Below are 17,877 nucleotides of genomic sequence, written 5' to 3'. Positions count from 1 at the left end.
ACCGACTGAAACAACGACTATGCAGTAATACCGCTCTGAGCAAGGTTGCGGAGCGCAGGCTTGGGACATGTTGAGCGCAGACCGTCGATATGTTCCATCAAACCATCCGGGATGCTCTGCCACATCGGGTCTAGTATGAAATCAACACCTTCTCGCCGGGCCATTTTTGCCGCAGGAACAAAATCAGCGTCACCTGCAATGAGCACAATTTGGTCCACCTGTTGCTTGAATGATAAGGACGCCACATCGAGACCTATCCGCATATCAACCCCTTTTTGTCGGGTTTCAATGCTGACGTCATTTTCCGTAAGGTCGGCGATCAGGATTTTACCCTTTAAAAGCTGCGCTATTTTTGCTGGCTTTATTGTCCATTTCACATCTTTCGATAGATGCCCTAGCCGTAGGGCGAGCTTGCGTTTATTACGCAATCTGGCATGGAGCTCCTTGCGAAATACCGCCTCTCTGGACTTGGAGAAATCCACTGCTTTTTTGGTGATCGGGTTGTGCTGTTTGGTATCTAGCGGGGGACAGTCGTAGAAGAAAATTCGGTACAGCTCTCTTCTGTGACGTTGTTGGAGCTCTTGCGGCTGGCCGTTATGGCGAGAAATGATTTTGCCAAGAAGGTGGGCAGTAGCCCATCGATGGACAAGATCAGCGGCACGTTCAGCATTGAATGCATTTTGAGGTTCAATCCTTCGAAAGCGCTTGATGAAAAATGCGCCATCGACCAATACCGCTGTGGGCATGCTTTGTTCCTGATAACAAAACGCCCAAGGGTTTGGCACGTCCTGGATGGTTAGGACGGCGTACTGCCTTGGGCGGGATGGGGGCAGATTAGGTGCGGGCGACGCGGGCGTCAACCGCTCCTTCTCGGTTTGATCAAGCTTTGCTTTCAATCTTGTACGCCCATCGCTTTCGATGATGGGCAACGACGAGCAGAACGATAAAGCTGAAGGGCAAAACGTACAAGCCAGCCACTTCCGCAAGATTTGTAGGCAAATGCGCGGGCGCTTGTAGCCTCAAATGTGGGGGGGATAACGGCCTGATATGAGTGGTTTGCCTGTTGGTGACTGACAACGACCATGATGGGGCGGTTCTTGAGCTTGCGCCAGCTTCGGGCTTTTCGGTGACTGGGCTGACGCCATCGCGAGCAGGCTCACTCCTACAGTGGGTTTTGCGGTGTTTGCGAATGTTGTGGCAGGCACCAAACCTGTAGGAGTGAGCCTGCTCGCGATTTGGGTATCCACGATGCTCGGGTTTATTCATCACTATTTTGGACACAGTGTTTGTCCAGACGACCGATTTTTGCCGTGCGCTTCACCCCCTAACATCGTCTCCACTCCGTGAACAAACACGGTTCCCCACGAGACGGTGAACATCATGAAACTTGCAAAAATCGCTCTTCTTCTGGTCCTCGGTGGTATCGGCGCGCAAGCCTTTGCGGCGGATGAAACCGCGCAAGTCGAGGCGTACAACGCCGCCGCTCAAGCAGACATCGCCCACGTGGTGTCGATCTCCGAAGCGGCCAATCAATGCGGCGCGGTGCCGGTGCAGATGACTTATGAAGACTCGACCGGTGCGCGGCATGTCGTGCAATACCAGGTGATGGGCAGCGGTTGTTCCAACGGTTGATGTCGATGCCGGCGCTGGAGGGTCGACACTCCAGGTCTGCGGCACTAAGCGTTGGCAAGCTCCTTGGCACCGGCCATGTCTTCATCCGATGCCAGCAGTTGCGGGATGGCGGTTTTCAGGAACTCCACCCAGGTCTTGATTTTGGCGTCGACGAATTTGCGCGACGGGTAGATCGCGAACAGGTTGTATTCCTCCAGGCGGTACCGCGGCAGTACCCGCACCAGTGTGCCTCCGACCAATCCTTCGACGGCTGATGCCAGCGGTTGAATGCCGATGCCCATGCCATTTCTGATTGCCGTGGCCATGCCGTCGGCGGTGTTGATGTGGAAGGGTGAGTCCGGGATATTCTGGGTTTCCATGCCTTGAGGCCCTTCGAACACCCAGTTTTCTGCAGGCATCACCGTGTTGACGATGCGCAGGCAGTCGTGCGCGGCGAGGTCGGCGGGTGTGGCGGGGTGGCCGCGTTTGGCCAGGTACGACGGCGAGGCGCAGAGGATGCTGTAAGTAGTGCCAAGGCGTTGCGCGACGAAGCCGGAATCGGGCAGGTCGCGGGCGAGGACGATCGACATGTCGTAGCTTTCTTCGAGCAGATCGGGCAGACGATTGCTCAGGGTCAGGTCGAACATCACCGTCGGGTGAATCTCGCGGTAACGGGCGATTGCATTGATCACGTAGTGGTTGCCGATGGCGGCCATAGCGTGAATCTTCAGACGCCCGACCGGCAGGGTCTGGGCGGTGCCGGCTTCTTCATCGGCTTCGCGCAGGTCATCGAGGATTTTTTCGGCGCGCTGCAAATAACGCACGCCGGCTTCGGTCAGGGCGAGGCGGCGGGTGGTGCGGTTGATCAGGCGCGTGTGCAACCGGGCTTCGAGGCTGGAGACGGCTTTGGAGACGTTGGTCGTGGTGGTGTCGAGCACGTCGGCCGCAGCGGTGAAGCTGCCGCTCTGGGCCACGGCGACGAAGCAGCGCAGGGTCTGAATGACGTCCATCGTTGTGGTTGGCTCTGTGGCTGGGATGGCCATTCTAGGGTTTGCCGTGGGTGGTGTTGCAAATGTTTGCGAACGAGGGGCGCGCGCATGGCGGGTGAAGGGCTTGAAGACATTCTGGCGCCGGGGCTTTCGGTAGTGTTCTGCGGGATCAATCCGGGATTGCTTGCGGCGGCGCAGGGGCATCATTTTGCCGGACGCGGGAATCGCTTCTGGCGCACCTTGCATCTGGCCGGGTTCACCCCGCATGAAGTGCGGGCGGAGGAGGATCGAAGCATCATGCAATTTGGCTGCGGGTTGACGGCGGTGGTCGAGCGGCCGACGGCGCGGGCGGATCAGTTGGCGGCGCAAGAGTTCGCCGCAGCGGCCCTGGGCTTTGAACAGAAGATCAGCCGCCATGCGCCGCGCTTTGTGGCGTTCCTTGGCAAGGCTGCGTATGCGGCGTTGTCGGGGCAGAAGGTGGTGGCGTGGGGGCCGCAGGCAAGGACCTTCGGCGGCGCGCACGTGTGGGTGTTGCCGAGCCCGAGCGGCAGGAACCTCGCGTTCAATCTTCAGCAGTTGGTCGACGCTTATCGTCAACTGCAAGTGGCGTCGTCAGCGTCGAAAGTCTAAACATCACTACTGCGCAAAAAGTTGCGCAGTTGTTTCACGGATTTCACCCGAGAATCTACTTCAAACCCTTATAAACCGTGCCCTCCAGCCAAGTGCGCAAGAAGTTGCACAGCACTGCGCAACTTCTTGCGCACTTTTTTCTGTTTATCGAAATTTTAAACGCCTAAACGCAAAGGCATTGCCGCCAACTCCTTGATCCGTAATGGCTAGATGATAGCTGGCACGGAATTTGATCTCTGAGCAGACACCCGGACAGGCAATGGTGCTTGTCGGTTGTGTATTTTTCGAGCAAGGAGAGCATCCCCATGGCAACACCAGCGTACATGTCCGTCACTGGCGAAAAACAAGGTCTGATCACTGCCGGCGCGTTCACCGCCGACTCCGTGGGTAACACCTTCCAGGAAGGTCACGAAGACCAGGTCATGGTTCAGGCCTTCACCCACGACGTGATCATCCCGCGTGATCCGCAATCCGGTCAGCCAACCGGCCAGCGCGTGCACAAGCCAGTGGTCATCACCAAGGTCTACGACAAGGCTTCGCCTCTGCTGCAAGCGGCGCTGACTTCCGGCGAGCGCATGAGCGAAATCGTTATCCAGTGGTACCGCACTTCTGCTCAAGGTACTCAAGAGCACTACTACACCACCAAACTGGAAGACGCGATCATCGTCGCCATCAACAACAAGATGCACAACTGCCAGGACCCGTCGAACGCCCACTTCACCCACCTGGAAGAAGTGCAGTTCACCTACCGCAAAATCACCTGGACCCACGAAGTCTCCGGTACTTCGGGTTCCGATGACTGGCGTGCTCCAGTCGTTTAATCGCGACTGATTGTTGTACCACCCCGGCCAGTGCGGCTGGCCGGGGCGGCTTTGACCTACAGAATTTTTTGCGTGCGCCACGCTTCATGGAATGGCGCCCGTCGCAGCATTGCGCGAGGAACAAGGGATGTTCTCACCGGCCAATCAGCCTCATTTCAATTTGACCATCGATGGCGCGGACAGCGATTTCCAGGTGCTGTCGTTCACCGGGAAAGAGGCGCTCAACACCCCCTTCGAGTTCGAACTGGAACTGGTCAGTGAGAAGGCCTCGATCAATCTCGAAAGCCTGCTGCACAAACTTGCGTTCCTGCAACTGTCGCCCAGCGGCACGGGGATTCACGGGCTGATCTACAGCATCGCCCAGGGCGAGGCCGGCAAGCGCCTGACCCGCTACAAAATCTCCCTGCGCCCGCAGCTGTCGTACCTCGCGCATCGGGTCAACCAGCGCATCTTCCAGCAAATGACCGTGCAGCAGATCATCAGCAAGGTCCTCGAAGAACACGGCATCCTCGCCAGCGACTATCACTTCCAGCTGAGCGCGATTTACCCGGAGCGGATTTACTGCGTGCAGTACGACGAAAGCGATCTGCATTTCGTCCAGCGCCTGTGTGAGGAGGAGGGGATTCACTACCACTTCCAGCACACCGCCAGCGGCCACAAACTGATGTTCGGCGATGACCAGACGGTGTTCCCGAAACTCGCGCCCGTGGCCTATCAGCAGGACTCCGGGCTGGTGGCGGACAAGCCGGTGGTCAAGCGTTTCGGCCTGCGCCTGGCGACCCGCACCAGCCGCACCACGCGGCGCGATTACGACTTCGTCAAACCGAAGATCGAGCTGGAAAGCGATGCCAAGAGCAGCGCTCAGCCGGATCTGGAGGACTACGATTATCCGGGGCGTTTTGTTGATCGCGAGCGTGGTAAGCACCTGGCCAATCGCGCGCTGGAGCGTCATCGCAGCGACTACCGTCTGGCCGAAGGCAACAGCGATCAGCCGATCCTCGTCACCGGTCATTTTCTCGCCCTGACCGACCACGCCAACCCGACTTGGAATGACTTGTGGCTGCTCACCGAGATCTTCCACGAAGGCAAGCAGCCGCAGGTGCTGGAAGAATCGGTGACCAGCGACACCACTGACCTCAAGGATGATTTCCACCAGGGCTATCGCAACCGCTTCAGTGCGATTCCGTGGGACGTGCCGTACCGGCCGCCGCTGGATCACCCGAAACCCAAAGTCCTCGGTTCGCAGAGCGCCGTGGTCACCGGCCCGGAAGGCGAGGAAATCTTCTGCGACCAGTATGGCCGGGTGAAGGTGCAGTTCTTCTGGGATCGCGAAGGCGAACGCGACGACAAGACCACCTGCTGGATGCGCGTGGCCTCCAGTTGGGCTGCCGAGACGTTTGGCTCGATCAACATTCCGCGCGTCGGCATGGAAGTGTTGGTGTCGTTTCTCGAAGGCGATCCCGACCAGCCGCTGATCACCGGTTGCCTGTACCACGGCGCCAACCTGCCGCCGTACAAACTACCGGACTTCAAGACTCTGGCCACGGTCAAGAGCAAGGAATACAAGGGTAGCCGCGCCAACGAACTGCGCATCGACGACACCACCAGCGAGATCAGCATTGCGCTGCGCAGTGATCACGGCGCCAGTGCGATCAACCTCGGCTACCTGACCCACCCGCGCCCGAGCGGCGGGCAGCCGCGTGGCGAAGGTTTCGAGTTGCGCACCGACCGCCATGGCGCGGTGCGCGCCGGCGCCGGTCTGCTGATCACCACCGAGCCGCGTCCGAACGAATCCAAGCATCACAAAGACCTGCCGGAAACCGCCGAGCGCCTCGCCACCGCCAGCGATCAGCAGGACGGATTTGCCACTCAGGCCAAAGAGCTTCAAGCCCAAGAGGCCGGCGATCAGGACGATGTGGCCAAGGCGTTGCACGCGCAGCATCAAGGTGTGCTGGGCAGCGGCCCGGCGAACATGACCGCCAATGAATTCCCTGAATTCACCGAGCCGCATCTGGTGCTTGCCAGCCCGGCCGGCATCGCCCTGACCACGCCCCGCTCCAGCCATATCGCCACCGGTGAACACCTGGCGCTGAGTAGCACCGGGCACACCAGTTTTTCCATCGGCAAACGCCTGCTGGCCAGTGCCAGCCGTGGCATGCGTCTGTTCGTGCAGAGCATGGGCTGGCGCCTGGTCGCGGCCTCCGGCGACATCGACGTCAAGGCCCTCAAGGACAGCATCAACCTGCTGGCCAAACTCAACATCACCGCCAACGCCGACCGCATCACCATCACCGCCAAGACCGAACTGGTGATTCAGGGCGGCGGCAGCGCGACCACCTACAACGCCGGCGGCATCACCCACGCCACTACGGGCCCGTACACCGCGCACGCGGCGAACTTCGCCTACACCGGGGCGAAAAGTCTGGCCGGGGTATTCCCGGAACCGCCGAAACCGGGCAAGGGCAATCTGGAACTGTTCAACCAGTACGCCGGGCGCCAGGGCATCAAGGAAGGCGACTACGAAGTCATCGACGCCCTGGGCAAAAGCATCAAGGGCAAGCTCGACGCCAAGGGTTTCGCCAGCGTTTCTGGCGCTGCACCAGGCCCCGCGCGCGTGTTGTTCGGCAAGGATCCAGCGGACACCTGGAGTGAGGGCAGCTACATCGGCAAAGCGGAATGGCCGCTGAAACCGCCAGCCACTGAAGACGTACCGAGTCAGGTGCAGGCGATGGTTGCGCAGGTTCTGCCGAACAAGAACTGGGACATGTTGGAGAAGGGCAAGGAACTGGCGCAGAGCGGCAGGGGCGCCACGCAGACCGCACAAAGCGCGATGCAAACCGCGCAGCAGGTGAAAGGGGCGGTGCAGGGCGGGGCGGCCGGGTTGCCGAAACTTGCCAGTGCGGCGCTGCCGAGTGCATCGAGCATCCTCGGCGCAGCAAGCAGGGCAGGGAAACTGCCAAGCCTCCCGGCCCCGTCCTTGCCCAAACCATCGCTTAAGACGCCTGGCCTGCTGAATGGGGAGGTGCTCTCATGACTGAGGCAGCCGTTCCCAAGAAGCGCGAGCCGCAGGTCGCTATCGTTCCGCTCAACACGCTGGACGTGCAGGACGTAGGTCGTGGGGCTGCCCGGTTTGATGCCTGGCTGCGATCCATCAGTGGTGGTGTCGTCACGCTCGACCGAATCAAAGGGGTCGCGGGGTCGCTGCCGGTTGTCGGCAACATCATGGCGCTGGTCGATGCGCTTGGCGATATCGTCACGCTTACCAGAAGCAAGCAGCGGGAGTTGCTTGATTGGGTCAGCCTGGGGATCAACCTGATCGGTGTTTTACCTGCGCCTCCGACGATGGCAGCTGCTCGTATGAGTTTGCGCCCGACCTTGTTTCTGGTACGTCAGGAATTGCGTAATAGCGTCAAGATGCTGTTGGGCGATTCGATGATCGAAGTGCTGGTCGGGCATTTGAACGCAACCATCGTCGGCACGATCGATGACTTCGTGAAACAGGCTCAAGGCAAACTCTCGGGCATTCTCGCCGATGCAGGAAAACTCGGCGAAAGCGCAGTCACCGAAATTGCAAAGGGTCTTGAGGCCGTTGTAAATGGCAAGCTTGATTCAAAAGGCGATGCGCGCGCGGCTGGACAAAAGATCACGGCGGCGGGCAATCAACTGCTCAGCGATCCCAAAGCGGCAATCAGTAATATCTTCGGGGCTGCATTCAGTGCCTACAAAGCCGTAGGTAAAGGGGTTGCCAACAGCGCTGCGAAGAATCTTTTGCCGGATCAGGCTAAAAAACTGGTGATGACGCACACCGGTTCATTGAGAGCGATGGGGCCTGAGATCAAAACCCAATTGAGCAAGTTGGGTGACCCGGGAACGCGTCACTCGATTGGTTGGTTGTTGCAAATGCTCAGCGGTGCTGTGGTGACGTGGCGCAAGCGTCGTGGGCATGGACAGAGTGCTAGCGTTAAACCCAACGCCACCAGTAAGGCTCAACACAAGGCCGGTGAAGGTCGACTCGAGGCCAGCAGCCATCAGGCTCCTGCGAACGCCAACGCTAATGGCAAAAAAAATGGTGCTTGCGCGGGTACTTGCAACAGCATCAGCTTTGCGTTGGGATCCGAGTCACTGAGCCATACCGATTTTAGCCTGTCGGGTCCTTTTCCTATCGAGTGGGTGCGCACCTACAGCTCCCGGTTTGATGCTTTTGACAATGGCGAACTAGGGGCTCGTTGGGTAACAGAGTTTACGACCCGATTCGACTGCAAGGACGATGGACTGGTTTTTTTTGGAGCCGATGGTCGTAGCATCGATTTCCCCCTGCCCAAGCCAGGCCTCTTTCACTATGACGCCGTTGAAAATCTCACGCTGGTTCGTTCCGGTGAGGATCAGCTGCTCGTTTGCTTCGGTTTCGAGCGTAAGGAAACCTATGTCCGTCGTGGTCGTTCCTTTTGGCTGACGGATGTCAAAATGCGCAGTGGATCCGGGCTGATGCTGCATTACGAGCATCGCCATGGGGACGCCCTCGTATTATCCGATCTGATCACCTATCAAGGTGACGTCACGCAAGTTCACTTGCACATCGGAACGCTGATAGATGATCAAGGACGCTTGACCGGTCTCTGGGAGATTCGTGACGGCGCGCCTGTGCGGCAATTGTGTCGTTACCAATACGACCTCCATGGCGACTTGATCCAGGCGCAGGATGAAAACGGTGCGGCCTGGAGTTATCAGTATCAGCATCACCTCCTGACTCGGTATACCGATCGCACCGGCCGCGGTTTGAATCTGCAGTGGGATGGCCACACATCGCACGCCAGGGCTGTGCGCGAGTGGGCGGATGACGGCAGTTTCGATACTCGCCTTGAATGGGACGAAAACATCCGTCTGACTTACGTCACTGATGCCCATGGCAACGAGACTTGGCATTACTACGACATCAAGGGCTATACCTACCGGATTCGCTATGCCGATGAACGTTCAGAGTGGTTCTTTCGCGATGATGCGAAGAACGTGATTCGTCACGTTCATACAGATGGCACCACTGATCGCTACAGCTATGACGAGCGCGGTAATTTGCTCGAGCACATCAGCCCCGACGGCAGTGTCGCTCACTACGCCTACGATGATCTCAACCAACTGATCAAGGTAAGTGATGCAGAAGGCGGTCAGTGGCAACGAGCTTACGATGATGCCGGCAATCTGGTGGAGTCAGTCGATCCGCTTGGGAACAAGACTGAGTACGCCTATGACAAAGCAGGTCAGTTGATCGCTATCAAGGATGCAATTGGCAACGAGAAAACGCTTGAGTACAACGTTGCTGGTCAGCTTCTCAAATATACCGATTGCTCTGGCAAGACCAGCGAGTGGGAATACAACGATCGCGGTCAGATGATCTGCTTTACCGATGCAGCGGGGCAAAGCACCGAGTATCAGTACAAGACCGGGCATATCGCTTTGATAACGCATCCAGATAAAACCGAGGAACGATTCGAGCGTGATGCCGAAGGGCGTCTGCTTGCTCATGTTGACGGTCTGGATCGCTGTACGACGTGGAGCTATAACGCGGCCGGTCTGGTTGCCGAGCGAGTAGACGCTTGCGAGCAATCGCTTCGTTATCGTTGGGATCGGCTAGGTCGGCTGATAGCACTCGAAAACGAAAACGAGCAGCGCACCCAGTTTCACTATGATCCTGTCGGAAGATTGCTTGAGGAAAAAGGCTTCGACGGCCTTGCCACACGCTATCAATACGACTCTGAGAGCGGGCGGTTGGCGAGCGCCATCAGCGGTGAGCGCATCATTTCGATGGTGTTTGACCCAATGGGGCGGCTTGTTGAACGCCATGCGAGCCTGGGCAATGCGACTCAAAGCGAATCCTTTGCGTATGACGGTAATGGCAACATGGTTTTGGCCACGAACGACCAGAGCCGGTTGCTGTGGTTTTATGATTCGGCCGGTAATCTGATCAGAGAGCATCAGCATTATCAGAATCTGGATACACCGCTCGTTGCCATCTGGAGGCATGAGTACGATGCCCTCAATCAGTGTGTCGCCACGACTCGTCCGGATGGTCATCGGGTGAGTTGGTTGACGTACGGCAGTGGGCATTTGCTCGCGTTAAAACTGGATGATCACGAACTGGTCGGTTATGAGCGAGATGATCTACATCGTGAGGTCGTTCGTCATCAAGGCAATCGTCTGCGCCAGACACAAAAGTGGGATCCGACAGGGCGGCTACAAGAGCAACTGCTCGGTCGAAGCGATGACAATTCGACGTTGCTCAAACGCCAGTACCAATATGATGCGGTCGGCCAGTTGACTGAGCTGAACGATACTCGTCGCGGACCGCTTACCTACCGTTATGATCCGGTCGGGCGACTGATCAGCGCAGCAAGTCGCCTCGGCGTTGAAAACTTCGCGTTCGATCCTGCCAGCAACCTGCTGGACGAGAAGGTGACAGAAGTGCGCCGGCCTCTTGATCAGGCCCCGACACGTAGTCGGTTGGTAGACAATCTTTTACGTGAATACGTCGGTACTCATTACGAGTACGACGATCGTGGCAACCAGACATTGCGTTGGCACAATGGTCAACGCAGTCGATTGCAATGGGACCTGTTCGATAGGTTGGTGCATTTTGAGGATGATCGTCTTTCGGTCAGATACGCCTACGATGCCTTGGGTCGCCGGTTGTATAAGCACTCGACAGCCCATTATGTGAACCGTCCTGAAGCAGGTTCGCACTGGAATAAAAATGAGCAGGGGCGCATTCAGCGCTTGCTTGGCTGTGGCATGACCTTGTACGGGTGGGACGGGGACAACCTCTCCTGGGAGAGCAGTCCTGCCCCTATTGATGGGGGGACAGGTCGCACAGTCCATTACGTTTTTGAACCCGGCACATTCGTACCGGTGGCTCAAGCCCTCACACACGCCTCGATTGATCTGTTGAGTCAGCCGGAATATGTCGGCGGCGACAATCTTGAAGATGATCCGCTGTGGAGTCACGCTCCTGAAGCACAACCGTTCGATGCCCTGGCCTGGTATCAGTGTGACCATTTAGGCACACCATTAGAACTTACCGATCAAGACGGTGAGATCGCCTGGAGCGCTCAATACAAAGCGTGGGGGCAGGTGAAAGAACAGATATCAGCCTCGGCAGTGCGGCGCGGGCTGACTAATCCCATTCGTTTCCAGGGCCAGTACCACGATCACGAAACAGGCTTGCACTACAACCGCTACAGGTACTACGACCCCCATGTAGGTCGCTTCATCTCGAAAGATCCGATAGGTCTGATGGGGGGCATCAACCTTTATCAATACGCGCCTAACCCAACCCAATGGGTGGACCCTTTAGGGCTGGTCAAGAAACCGCCATCCAAGCGCGCGCTGAAGGACGGTGATGGAGCATCAGCACAAGATATTGCTGCGAGTAAGGTCGGCGGAGGTAGTCGAAAAGGGCAGGCGGCATGTCGCAAAAAACTCATCGATAAAAGTAAACCGGTGGGCGTTTACAAGTGCTGGCGGTGCGGACATACCTCTACCAACCCTGATGACATGCACTTGGGGCATAAGAATGTGGCTACCTCAAATGGGGGCAACCTTGCCGATGTCAACGTAGATCTTGAGGGCGCTTCGTGTAACCTGAGTGCGGGAAATAGCGGTTACGTGAAAGAAGGGATGTCGTGTGTCGAACGTGGAAGTTGTGGAGCGCCATATGGACGATAAAGAATTGCCTGTACTGATTCAGGTGTTTGTATCAGATGACGGTGGCCCTGTATTCGAGGAGCTCCCTGCAATTGCGATGGGGCAGGATACTTATGAGCTGTTGTCTTCCCCTGGTCTTGCGCTGAATTTGGCTCGAGGTGATGTCATCTCGATAAAAAACAAAAACACCCACGCTGAAGTCCTGAAGCGCGGAGGGAATTTTTGTATTCATATCTACGCCGACTACATCCCCGAGGACGTCATTGCACAACTGGAAACTGATGTCGGCAATGAACTGGGTGGAACGCTGGATGGTGTTTTCGAGGGCAACCTGTCACTGGCTGTGCCGTCAAGCAATGGCATGGACAGCATCAATGAGTTTTTTGATCGGTTCCGCGAGAAAACCGGACTCGAATGGTATTACGCCAATATCTATAAAAACATTGATGATGAAGATGATGAAACGCTGCTCAATTGGTGGTTGCAGAGCTGACTGATAGACCAGCAGACGGCAGGTTTACGAGACCAGGATCAAGTCAAAGGAGTGACAACATGAAAGACGCCATTCGCTTGGGCGACTCCACCACCCACGGTGGCAAGGTGCTCGAAGCCTTCTCCCAAACCGATCTCAACGGCAAGCCTATTGCCGGAGTCGGTCACAAGGTCAGCTGTCCACTGTGCAAAGGGGTTTTCCCGATTGCAGAGGGCAGCAGCACCTACACCGTTGATGGCACGCCCATCGCCCTGGACGGTATGAAAACCGCTTGCGGCGCTGCGCTGATTGCAAGCGGCCCGAAAGGCGCAGTGATCAGCTGATCGTTCTAACTACATCTTGGCTCCATTGCTGATGAGAAGCGACGTCCAGTCGTAGCCCTCAACCAGCGATGCGCCTCATGTTATCCCTGAATTCGCGAGCCTGTTGGCTGGTAAGACGCTCCCATGACGACCAATACCGCTGTTGCAACCAAACGTGAGCCACAAGTCGCCGTCGTTCCCCTGAATCTGATCATGGTGGAAGACGTAGGCCGCAGTGCGGCTCAATTCGATGCATGGTTGCGGGATATCAGTGGTGATCTGGTCACCCTGGAGCGGATCAAGACGGTGGCGGGGGCATTGCCTGTTGTCGGTAACATCATGGCATTGGTCGACGCGCTGAATGATGTTGTGACGCTCTCCAATAGTCCGAAACAAGATCCCCTCAACTGGGTCAGCCTGGGAATCAACCTGATCGGCGTTTTGCCCATGCCGCCGAATATGGCAGCAGCGCGCATGAGCTTGCGACCGACACTATTTCTGGTGCGTCAGGAAGTCGCCAAGGTCGGAAAGTTGGTACTTGGTGATGCGTTGATCAACGTGGTGGTCGGCCATCTGAACGCTGACATCGTGGGTGTGATTGATGATTTCGTTAAGCAGGCCCAAGCCAAACTCAAAGAGTTGCTCAATGACGCAGGGGAGCTCGGTGAGAAAATCCTCAACGAAATTGCCAACGGCCTGGAAAGGGTCGTAAACGGTAAGCTCGATGCCAAAGGCAATTTGAAAGCAGCCGAGCAGATGGCAAGTGCTGCCAGCGATCAGTTGCTCCATGACCCCCTGAGTGCGATCAGCAATATTTTTGGCGCCGCCGCGAATGTTTACAAGGCCGCTGGGAAAGGTGTGGCCAACAGCGCCGCCGAGCATCTTTTGCCAGAGCAGGCCAAGAAGAAGGTGCTGGTCCATACGAAATCTTTGCGAGCCATGGGGCCTGAGCTGCGCACGCAGTTGAACAAGTTGAGCGATCCGGCCGTTCAAAGCTCCATTGGTGCATTGCTGGTGGTGCTGGCCAGTGCAGTTGCAGCCTGGCGGATGCGCAATGTTCACGGACAAGGCGGTAACGTCAAACCAGGAACAACCAGCCAGTCGAGACGTGTTGCAGACGACGGCAAAGTTGAGGTCAGTCGGGGCGAGTCGAAACCAAAGTCGCGGCCTAATGATGAGAAAAACGAAGTGTGCCCAGCGACCTGCAAAAGCATCAACTTTGCCATGGGTACAGAGACGTTCAATCACACAGACTTCAGTTTGCCCGGTGCATTTCCCATCGAATGGACGCGTACGTATTGCTCCGATCTGAACGCATATGACGCAGATGCGATTGGCGCCCGCTGGATCACGGCGTTTACCACCAGGATAGATGCGGTGGAAGACGGCCTCGTGTTACACGATGCGGACGGACGTAGCCATGCCTATCCATTACCGAAGGTCGGTCAATTCCACTACGACGCGATCGAGAACATCACCTTGTTGCATGCCGCTGAGGGCCAACTGTTGTTGTGCCGCGGCTTCGAGCGCAAGGAAACCTACATACGTCGTGCTCAACATTATGTCCTCGTGGGCATTGTGCTGCGCAACGGTGCCGGGGTCATGCTGCACCACGAGCATCGCCACGGCGAGAGCGCGGTTCTATCCGATTTGATCACCTACCAGGAAAACGATATCACCAAGGTGCATCGCCATCTCGGCACGTTGGTTGATCAGCTGGGGCGTCTGACAGGACTATGGGAAATCTGCGACGGTGAGCCGGTTCGTCAGCTTTGCGCTTATGCCTATGACGATTACGGCGACCTGATTCAGGCACAAGATGAGAACGGCGCTGCCTGGGCTTACCAGTATCAGTTCCATCTGGTGACTCGATACACCGACCGCACCGGACGCGGCATGAACCTGCAATGGCAGGGCACAGGTGCAGATGCGAAGGCTGTGCGCGAATGGGCGGACGATGGCAGTTTCGACACGCGTCTGGAGTGGGACGAAAACATTCGCCTGACCTACGTCACTGACGCCCACGGCAACGAGACCTGGCATTACTACGACAGCCTTGGCTACACCTACCGCATTCGTCACGCCGATGGCTTGTCCGAATGGCTGTTCCGTGACGAAGCGAAAAACGTCGTGCGACATGTGCACCCGGATGGAACGACGGATCGCTACAGCTACGACCCGCGTGGCAATCGGGTTGAACACATTCGCGCTGACAACAGCGTGGTGCACTTTGCCTATGACGATCAGGACCAACTGATCAAGATCATGGATGCGGAGGGCGGCCTCTGGTTACGCGCTTATGACGAGGCTGGGAATCTGGTTGAAACGGTCGACCCACTCGACAACAAGACTGAATACGCCTACGACAAGGCCGGGCTGCCGATTGCGATCAAGGATGCCAACGGCAACGAGAAAACACTTGAGTACAACGACGCTGGGCAATTGCTCAAATACGTCGACTGCTCAGGCAAGACCAGTGCCTGGAAATACGATGATCGTGGGCAGGTCATCTGTGCAACCGATGCAGCTGGGCAGAGCACAGAGTACGAATACAAGTCTGGGCAAGTGGTGCTGATCAGGCGCCCGGACAAAACAGAGGAGCGCTTTGAGCGGGACGCAGAAGGTCGGTTGTTGACGCATGTCGATGGTTTAAACCGCTGTACAACCTGGAGCTATACCGCCGCTGGTTTCGTCGCTGAACGGGTGGATGCGGCAGAACATACCTTGCGTTACCGATGGGATCGCATGGGGCGCTTGCAAGCCTTGGAGAACCAGAATGAGCGCTCGGCACAATTCCTTTATGACCCGGTTGGACGGTTGTTGACCGAAACAGGCTTTGACGGTCGTCTGACTCGGTATCAATACGACATGGCTTCCGGACGCCTGTCGAAGATAGCTACCGGTGACCGGATAGTGACGGTTGGGTACGACGAAATGGGACGTGTGACTGAGCGTCTTGCGACGCTTGGCGATCGGTCACAGGCAGAAAGTTATGCTTATGACGGCAGGGGTCAGATGATCTTTGCGAGCAACGCCGATAGCCGTGTGCAGTGGTTCCATGATGCGGCAGGCAACATGGTGCGTGAGCATCAGCATTATCTTGGTGTGGAAAAGCCACTCGCTGCTGTTTGGCAACATGAATACGACGTGCTCAATCAGCGTGTCGCTACGATTCGTCCAGACGGGCATCGGGTCAGTTGGTTGACCTACGGCAGCGGCCATCTCTTGGCGCTGCGTCTGAACGAGCACGAACTGCTTGGGTACGAGCGCGATGATATGCACCGCGAAGTCGCTCGGCATCAAGGCAATCGACTGATACAGACTCAAAAATGGGACCCTGCCGGGCGCTTGCAGGAGCAACTGCTGGGGCACAGTGATGACAAGTCGGTTGTTCTCAAGCGTGAGTACACCTACGACGCAGCAGGACAACTGAACGAAATCAACGATACGCGTCGTGGTCAGTTGTCCTACCGTTATGATCCGGTCGGCAGATTGTTGAGCGCAGTCAGTCGTTTAGGTGTTGAGACGTTCGACTTTGACCCGGCGGGTAACCTGCTGGATGAAAAGACCGCTGAGAGTCGGCGACCATTGGAGCTGACCCCGCCTCGCAGCAAGCTGGTGGATAACCTGCTGCGAGATTACGCCGGCACTCACTACGAATACGACGAGCGCGGAAATCAGATAAAGCGCTGGCGGGATGGTGCTTTCAGCCAAATGCGTTGGGATCTGTTTGATCGGTTGGTGCATTTCGAAGACGCCAGGCTATCGGTGGAATATGCCTACGATGCACTTGGGCGGCGATTGCTGAAGAACTCAAGGGTACATTACAAGCAGCGATCCACAGCGGGCTCAATGTGGAATAACACTGAGCACGCCCGGTTGCAGCGAGAGCATGGTTGTGGGTTCACGTTGTACGGTTGGGACGGCGATAACCTGGCTTGGGAGAGTCGTGCTGCACAGCAGGATGGCGAGGCGGGTCGCACGATTCACTATGTGTTTGAGCCGGGTACGTTCATTCCGGTGGCGCAGGCTATCTCGAATCAATCCATCAATCTGACTGGATCGTCGTCCAGCTATGCCGAGTACTACAGCCTGGAGGAGGATCCGCTTTGGAATCATTCCGCGACGTCGCCCCGCATTGATGTATTGACCTGGTACCAGTGCGATCATCTTGGCACACCTCAAGAGCTGACTGACCAGAAGGGTGACGTCGTATGGAGCGCGCAGTACAAGGCTTGGGGCGAAATACGAGAGGAGCGGTCGACCTGTGCGAAACAGCAGGGCATTGCAAATCCGATTCGATTCCAAGGGCAATACCATGATCATGAGACGGGGCTGCACTACAATAGACATCGTTACTACGACCCTTCAGTGGGACGTTTCATAAGTCAGGACCCTATTGGGTATCAGGGTGGACTGAACCTCTATCAGTATGTCTCAAACCCGATCGGATGGATTGACCCGCTAGGACTGGCCCGTCAAAAAGGCATTACGCCAAACAACAAAGGGACGCGCACTACAATCGAGTCGGGTAACCTGCAAGCACCCGAGGTCGGATTTAGCACTAAAGCGGGTGGCGAAGGCATTCAGCATCCTGTAGTCCAGGAACTCTATGAGTCGATACCAGACGATCAACGTTCTCCGTTTATTCATGGACACTGCGGAGAAGCAGATGCGTTAAGCAAAATCGCTAAAGCGAATGATGTTAAATCTGTAGAAGCATTGAGAGACATTACGCAAGGTTCAACATCTACGACCGTAAGGAATGATGGTAAACCACTGAAATTTTGTCGTTCTTGCGCACAGGTGATGGGTAAGCTCGGCGTATGTGATGGAGTAAAAGAGTGAGCGATCCAAAAGAAATTGAAGAAATTGAAGAAATTGAAGGCCTTGAGGCGCGTCTCTTAGTTGCAAACGTATCCATTAATCAATTGGTGCGCCGCTACGCTGGATTTTTACTGCAGCTTATTCACGATGGTTCGTTAAGTAGTATTTCGACTGAAAAACTTAATCTGATGTCGTCCTACCTGAATAAAGCGGTGACGCCGGGTACGCTTGAGTCCAGCCATGAGCAAAGGTCGGCTTTTTTTGTCGAGCTTTGGCCAATAGAGAGGCAGTACCGGGAATCGGATCCGGCTTTCGCGAATTTTGTTCGCTGTGTCATCTGTTGTTTCGGAAATGAGGAAGATTGGCTGCGCGACGATACGGGTGACGATACACCTTTGTGGTTTTTCCTTTTTTATATCAAAAAAGTTTGCCCCGACATCAAAGATAAGTTTGTAAAGTTTTTCGAAGAAACTTGTTGATGATCACGGACTACCTGATTGAGGCTTATG

General features: G+C 56.3%; 11 protein-coding genes. 9 read left to right on the top strand and 2 right to left on the bottom strand.

Annotation, left to right across the window (positions count from 1 at the left end):
- Window positions 1-17: 17 nt before the first annotated feature.
- Window positions 18-746 carry an NYN domain-containing protein gene (locus NTD85_RS03560; RefSeq protein ID WP_262141444.1) on the bottom strand — a complete coding sequence of 243 codons (729 nt, stop codon included), beginning with the start codon at window positions 744-746 and terminating at the stop codon, window positions 18-20.
- A 634-nt stretch (window positions 747-1,380) separates the two neighbouring features.
- Between NTD85_RS03560 and NTD85_RS03555 the strand changes: the two genes are divergently transcribed.
- Window positions 1,381-1,632, top strand: a complete 252-nt coding sequence (locus NTD85_RS03555) for a DUF2790 domain-containing protein (RefSeq protein ID WP_103485918.1) — start codon at window positions 1,381-1,383, stop codon at window positions 1,630-1,632.
- 44 nt (window positions 1,633-1,676) lie between these two features.
- On the opposite strand, the gene NTD85_RS03550 is transcribed toward NTD85_RS03555, so the two are convergent.
- Complete coding sequence (locus tag NTD85_RS03550) at window positions 1,677-2,621, bottom strand: LysR family transcriptional regulator (protein ID WP_262141443.1); 945 nt, start codon at window positions 2,619-2,621, stop codon at window positions 1,677-1,679.
- Window positions 2,622-2,708: 87 nt separating this feature from the next.
- Between NTD85_RS03550 and mug the strand changes: the two genes are divergently transcribed.
- The 8 genes from mug (at window position 2,709) to NTD85_RS03510 (ending at window position 17,847) form a co-directional block, all read left to right on the top strand.
- A complete protein-coding gene (gene mug, locus NTD85_RS03545) occupies window positions 2,709-3,230 on the top strand; it encodes a G/U mismatch-specific DNA glycosylase (protein ID WP_262141442.1) in 522 nt (173 codons plus the stop codon).
- Window positions 3,231-3,535: 305 nt separating this feature from the next.
- Window positions 3,536-4,051, top strand: a complete 516-nt coding sequence (locus NTD85_RS03540) for an Hcp family type VI secretion system effector (protein ID WP_027613808.1) — start codon at window positions 3,536-3,538, stop codon at window positions 4,049-4,051.
- A gap of 127 nt (window positions 4,052-4,178) precedes the next feature.
- A complete protein-coding gene (locus NTD85_RS03535) occupies window positions 4,179-7,085 on the top strand; it encodes a type VI secretion system tip protein VgrG (RefSeq protein WP_262141441.1) in 2,907 nt (968 codons plus the stop codon).
- Window positions 7,082-11,767, top strand: a complete 4,686-nt coding sequence (locus NTD85_RS03530; RefSeq protein ID WP_262141440.1) for an RHS repeat-associated core domain-containing protein — start codon at window positions 7,082-7,084, stop codon at window positions 11,765-11,767. Before NTD85_RS03535 ends, NTD85_RS03530 begins: the two co-directional genes overlap by 4 nt.
- Window positions 11,757-12,239: a DUF4265 domain-containing protein gene (locus tag NTD85_RS03525; RefSeq protein ID WP_262141439.1), complete on the top strand. Its 483-nt coding sequence runs from the start codon at window positions 11,757-11,759 to the stop codon at window positions 12,237-12,239. Before NTD85_RS03530 ends, NTD85_RS03525 begins: the two co-directional genes overlap by 11 nt.
- Before the next feature lie 59 nt (window positions 12,240-12,298).
- Window positions 12,299-12,562: a PAAR domain-containing protein gene (locus tag NTD85_RS03520; RefSeq protein ID WP_085582987.1), complete on the top strand. Its 264-nt coding sequence runs from the start codon at window positions 12,299-12,301 to the stop codon at window positions 12,560-12,562.
- A gap of 123 nt (window positions 12,563-12,685) precedes the next feature.
- Window positions 12,686-17,389, top strand: a complete 4,704-nt coding sequence (locus NTD85_RS03515; protein WP_262141438.1) for an RHS repeat-associated core domain-containing protein — start codon at window positions 12,686-12,688, stop codon at window positions 17,387-17,389.
- Window positions 17,386-17,847, top strand: coding sequence for a hypothetical protein (locus NTD85_RS03510; RefSeq protein WP_262141437.1), 462 nt, complete (start codon window positions 17,386-17,388; stop codon window positions 17,845-17,847). Before NTD85_RS03515 ends, NTD85_RS03510 begins: the two co-directional genes overlap by 4 nt.
- Window positions 17,848-17,877 lie beyond the last annotated feature (30 nt).

Origin of the sequence: Pseudomonas sp. 13B_3.2_Bac1 (assembly GCF_025466205.1) — a bacterium.
GTDB lineage: Bacteria > Pseudomonadota > Gammaproteobacteria > Pseudomonadales > Pseudomonadaceae > Aquipseudomonas > Aquipseudomonas fluorescens_H.
This window is presented reverse-complemented; position numbering and strand designations above follow the sequence as displayed.

Coding starts and splice junctions, on each gene's coding strand:
- NTD85_RS03520 (WP_085582987.1), top strand. CDS start 12,299: ATGAAAGACGCCATTCGCTTGGGCGACTCCACCACCCACGGTGGCAAG.
- NTD85_RS03550 (WP_262141443.1), bottom strand. CDS start 2,621: ATGGACGTCATTCAGACCCTGCGCTGCTTCGTCGCCGTGGCCCAGAGC.
- NTD85_RS03530 (WP_262141440.1), top strand. CDS start 7,082: ATGACTGAGGCAGCCGTTCCCAAGAAGCGCGAGCCGCAGGTCGCTATC.
- NTD85_RS03525 (WP_262141439.1), top strand. CDS start 11,757: ATGGACGATAAAGAATTGCCTGTACTGATTCAGGTGTTTGTATCAGAT.
- NTD85_RS03540 (WP_027613808.1), top strand. CDS start 3,536: ATGGCAACACCAGCGTACATGTCCGTCACTGGCGAAAAACAAGGTCTG.
- NTD85_RS03515 (WP_262141438.1), top strand. CDS start 12,686: ATGACGACCAATACCGCTGTTGCAACCAAACGTGAGCCACAAGTCGCC.
- mug (WP_262141442.1), top strand. CDS start 2,709: ATGGCGGGTGAAGGGCTTGAAGACATTCTGGCGCCGGGGCTTTCGGTA.
- NTD85_RS03560 (WP_262141444.1), bottom strand. CDS start 746: ATGCCCACAGCGGTATTGGTCGATGGCGCATTTTTCATCAAGCGCTTT.
- NTD85_RS03555 (WP_103485918.1), top strand. CDS start 1,381: ATGAAACTTGCAAAAATCGCTCTTCTTCTGGTCCTCGGTGGTATCGGC.
- NTD85_RS03535 (WP_262141441.1), top strand. CDS start 4,179: ATGTTCTCACCGGCCAATCAGCCTCATTTCAATTTGACCATCGATGGC.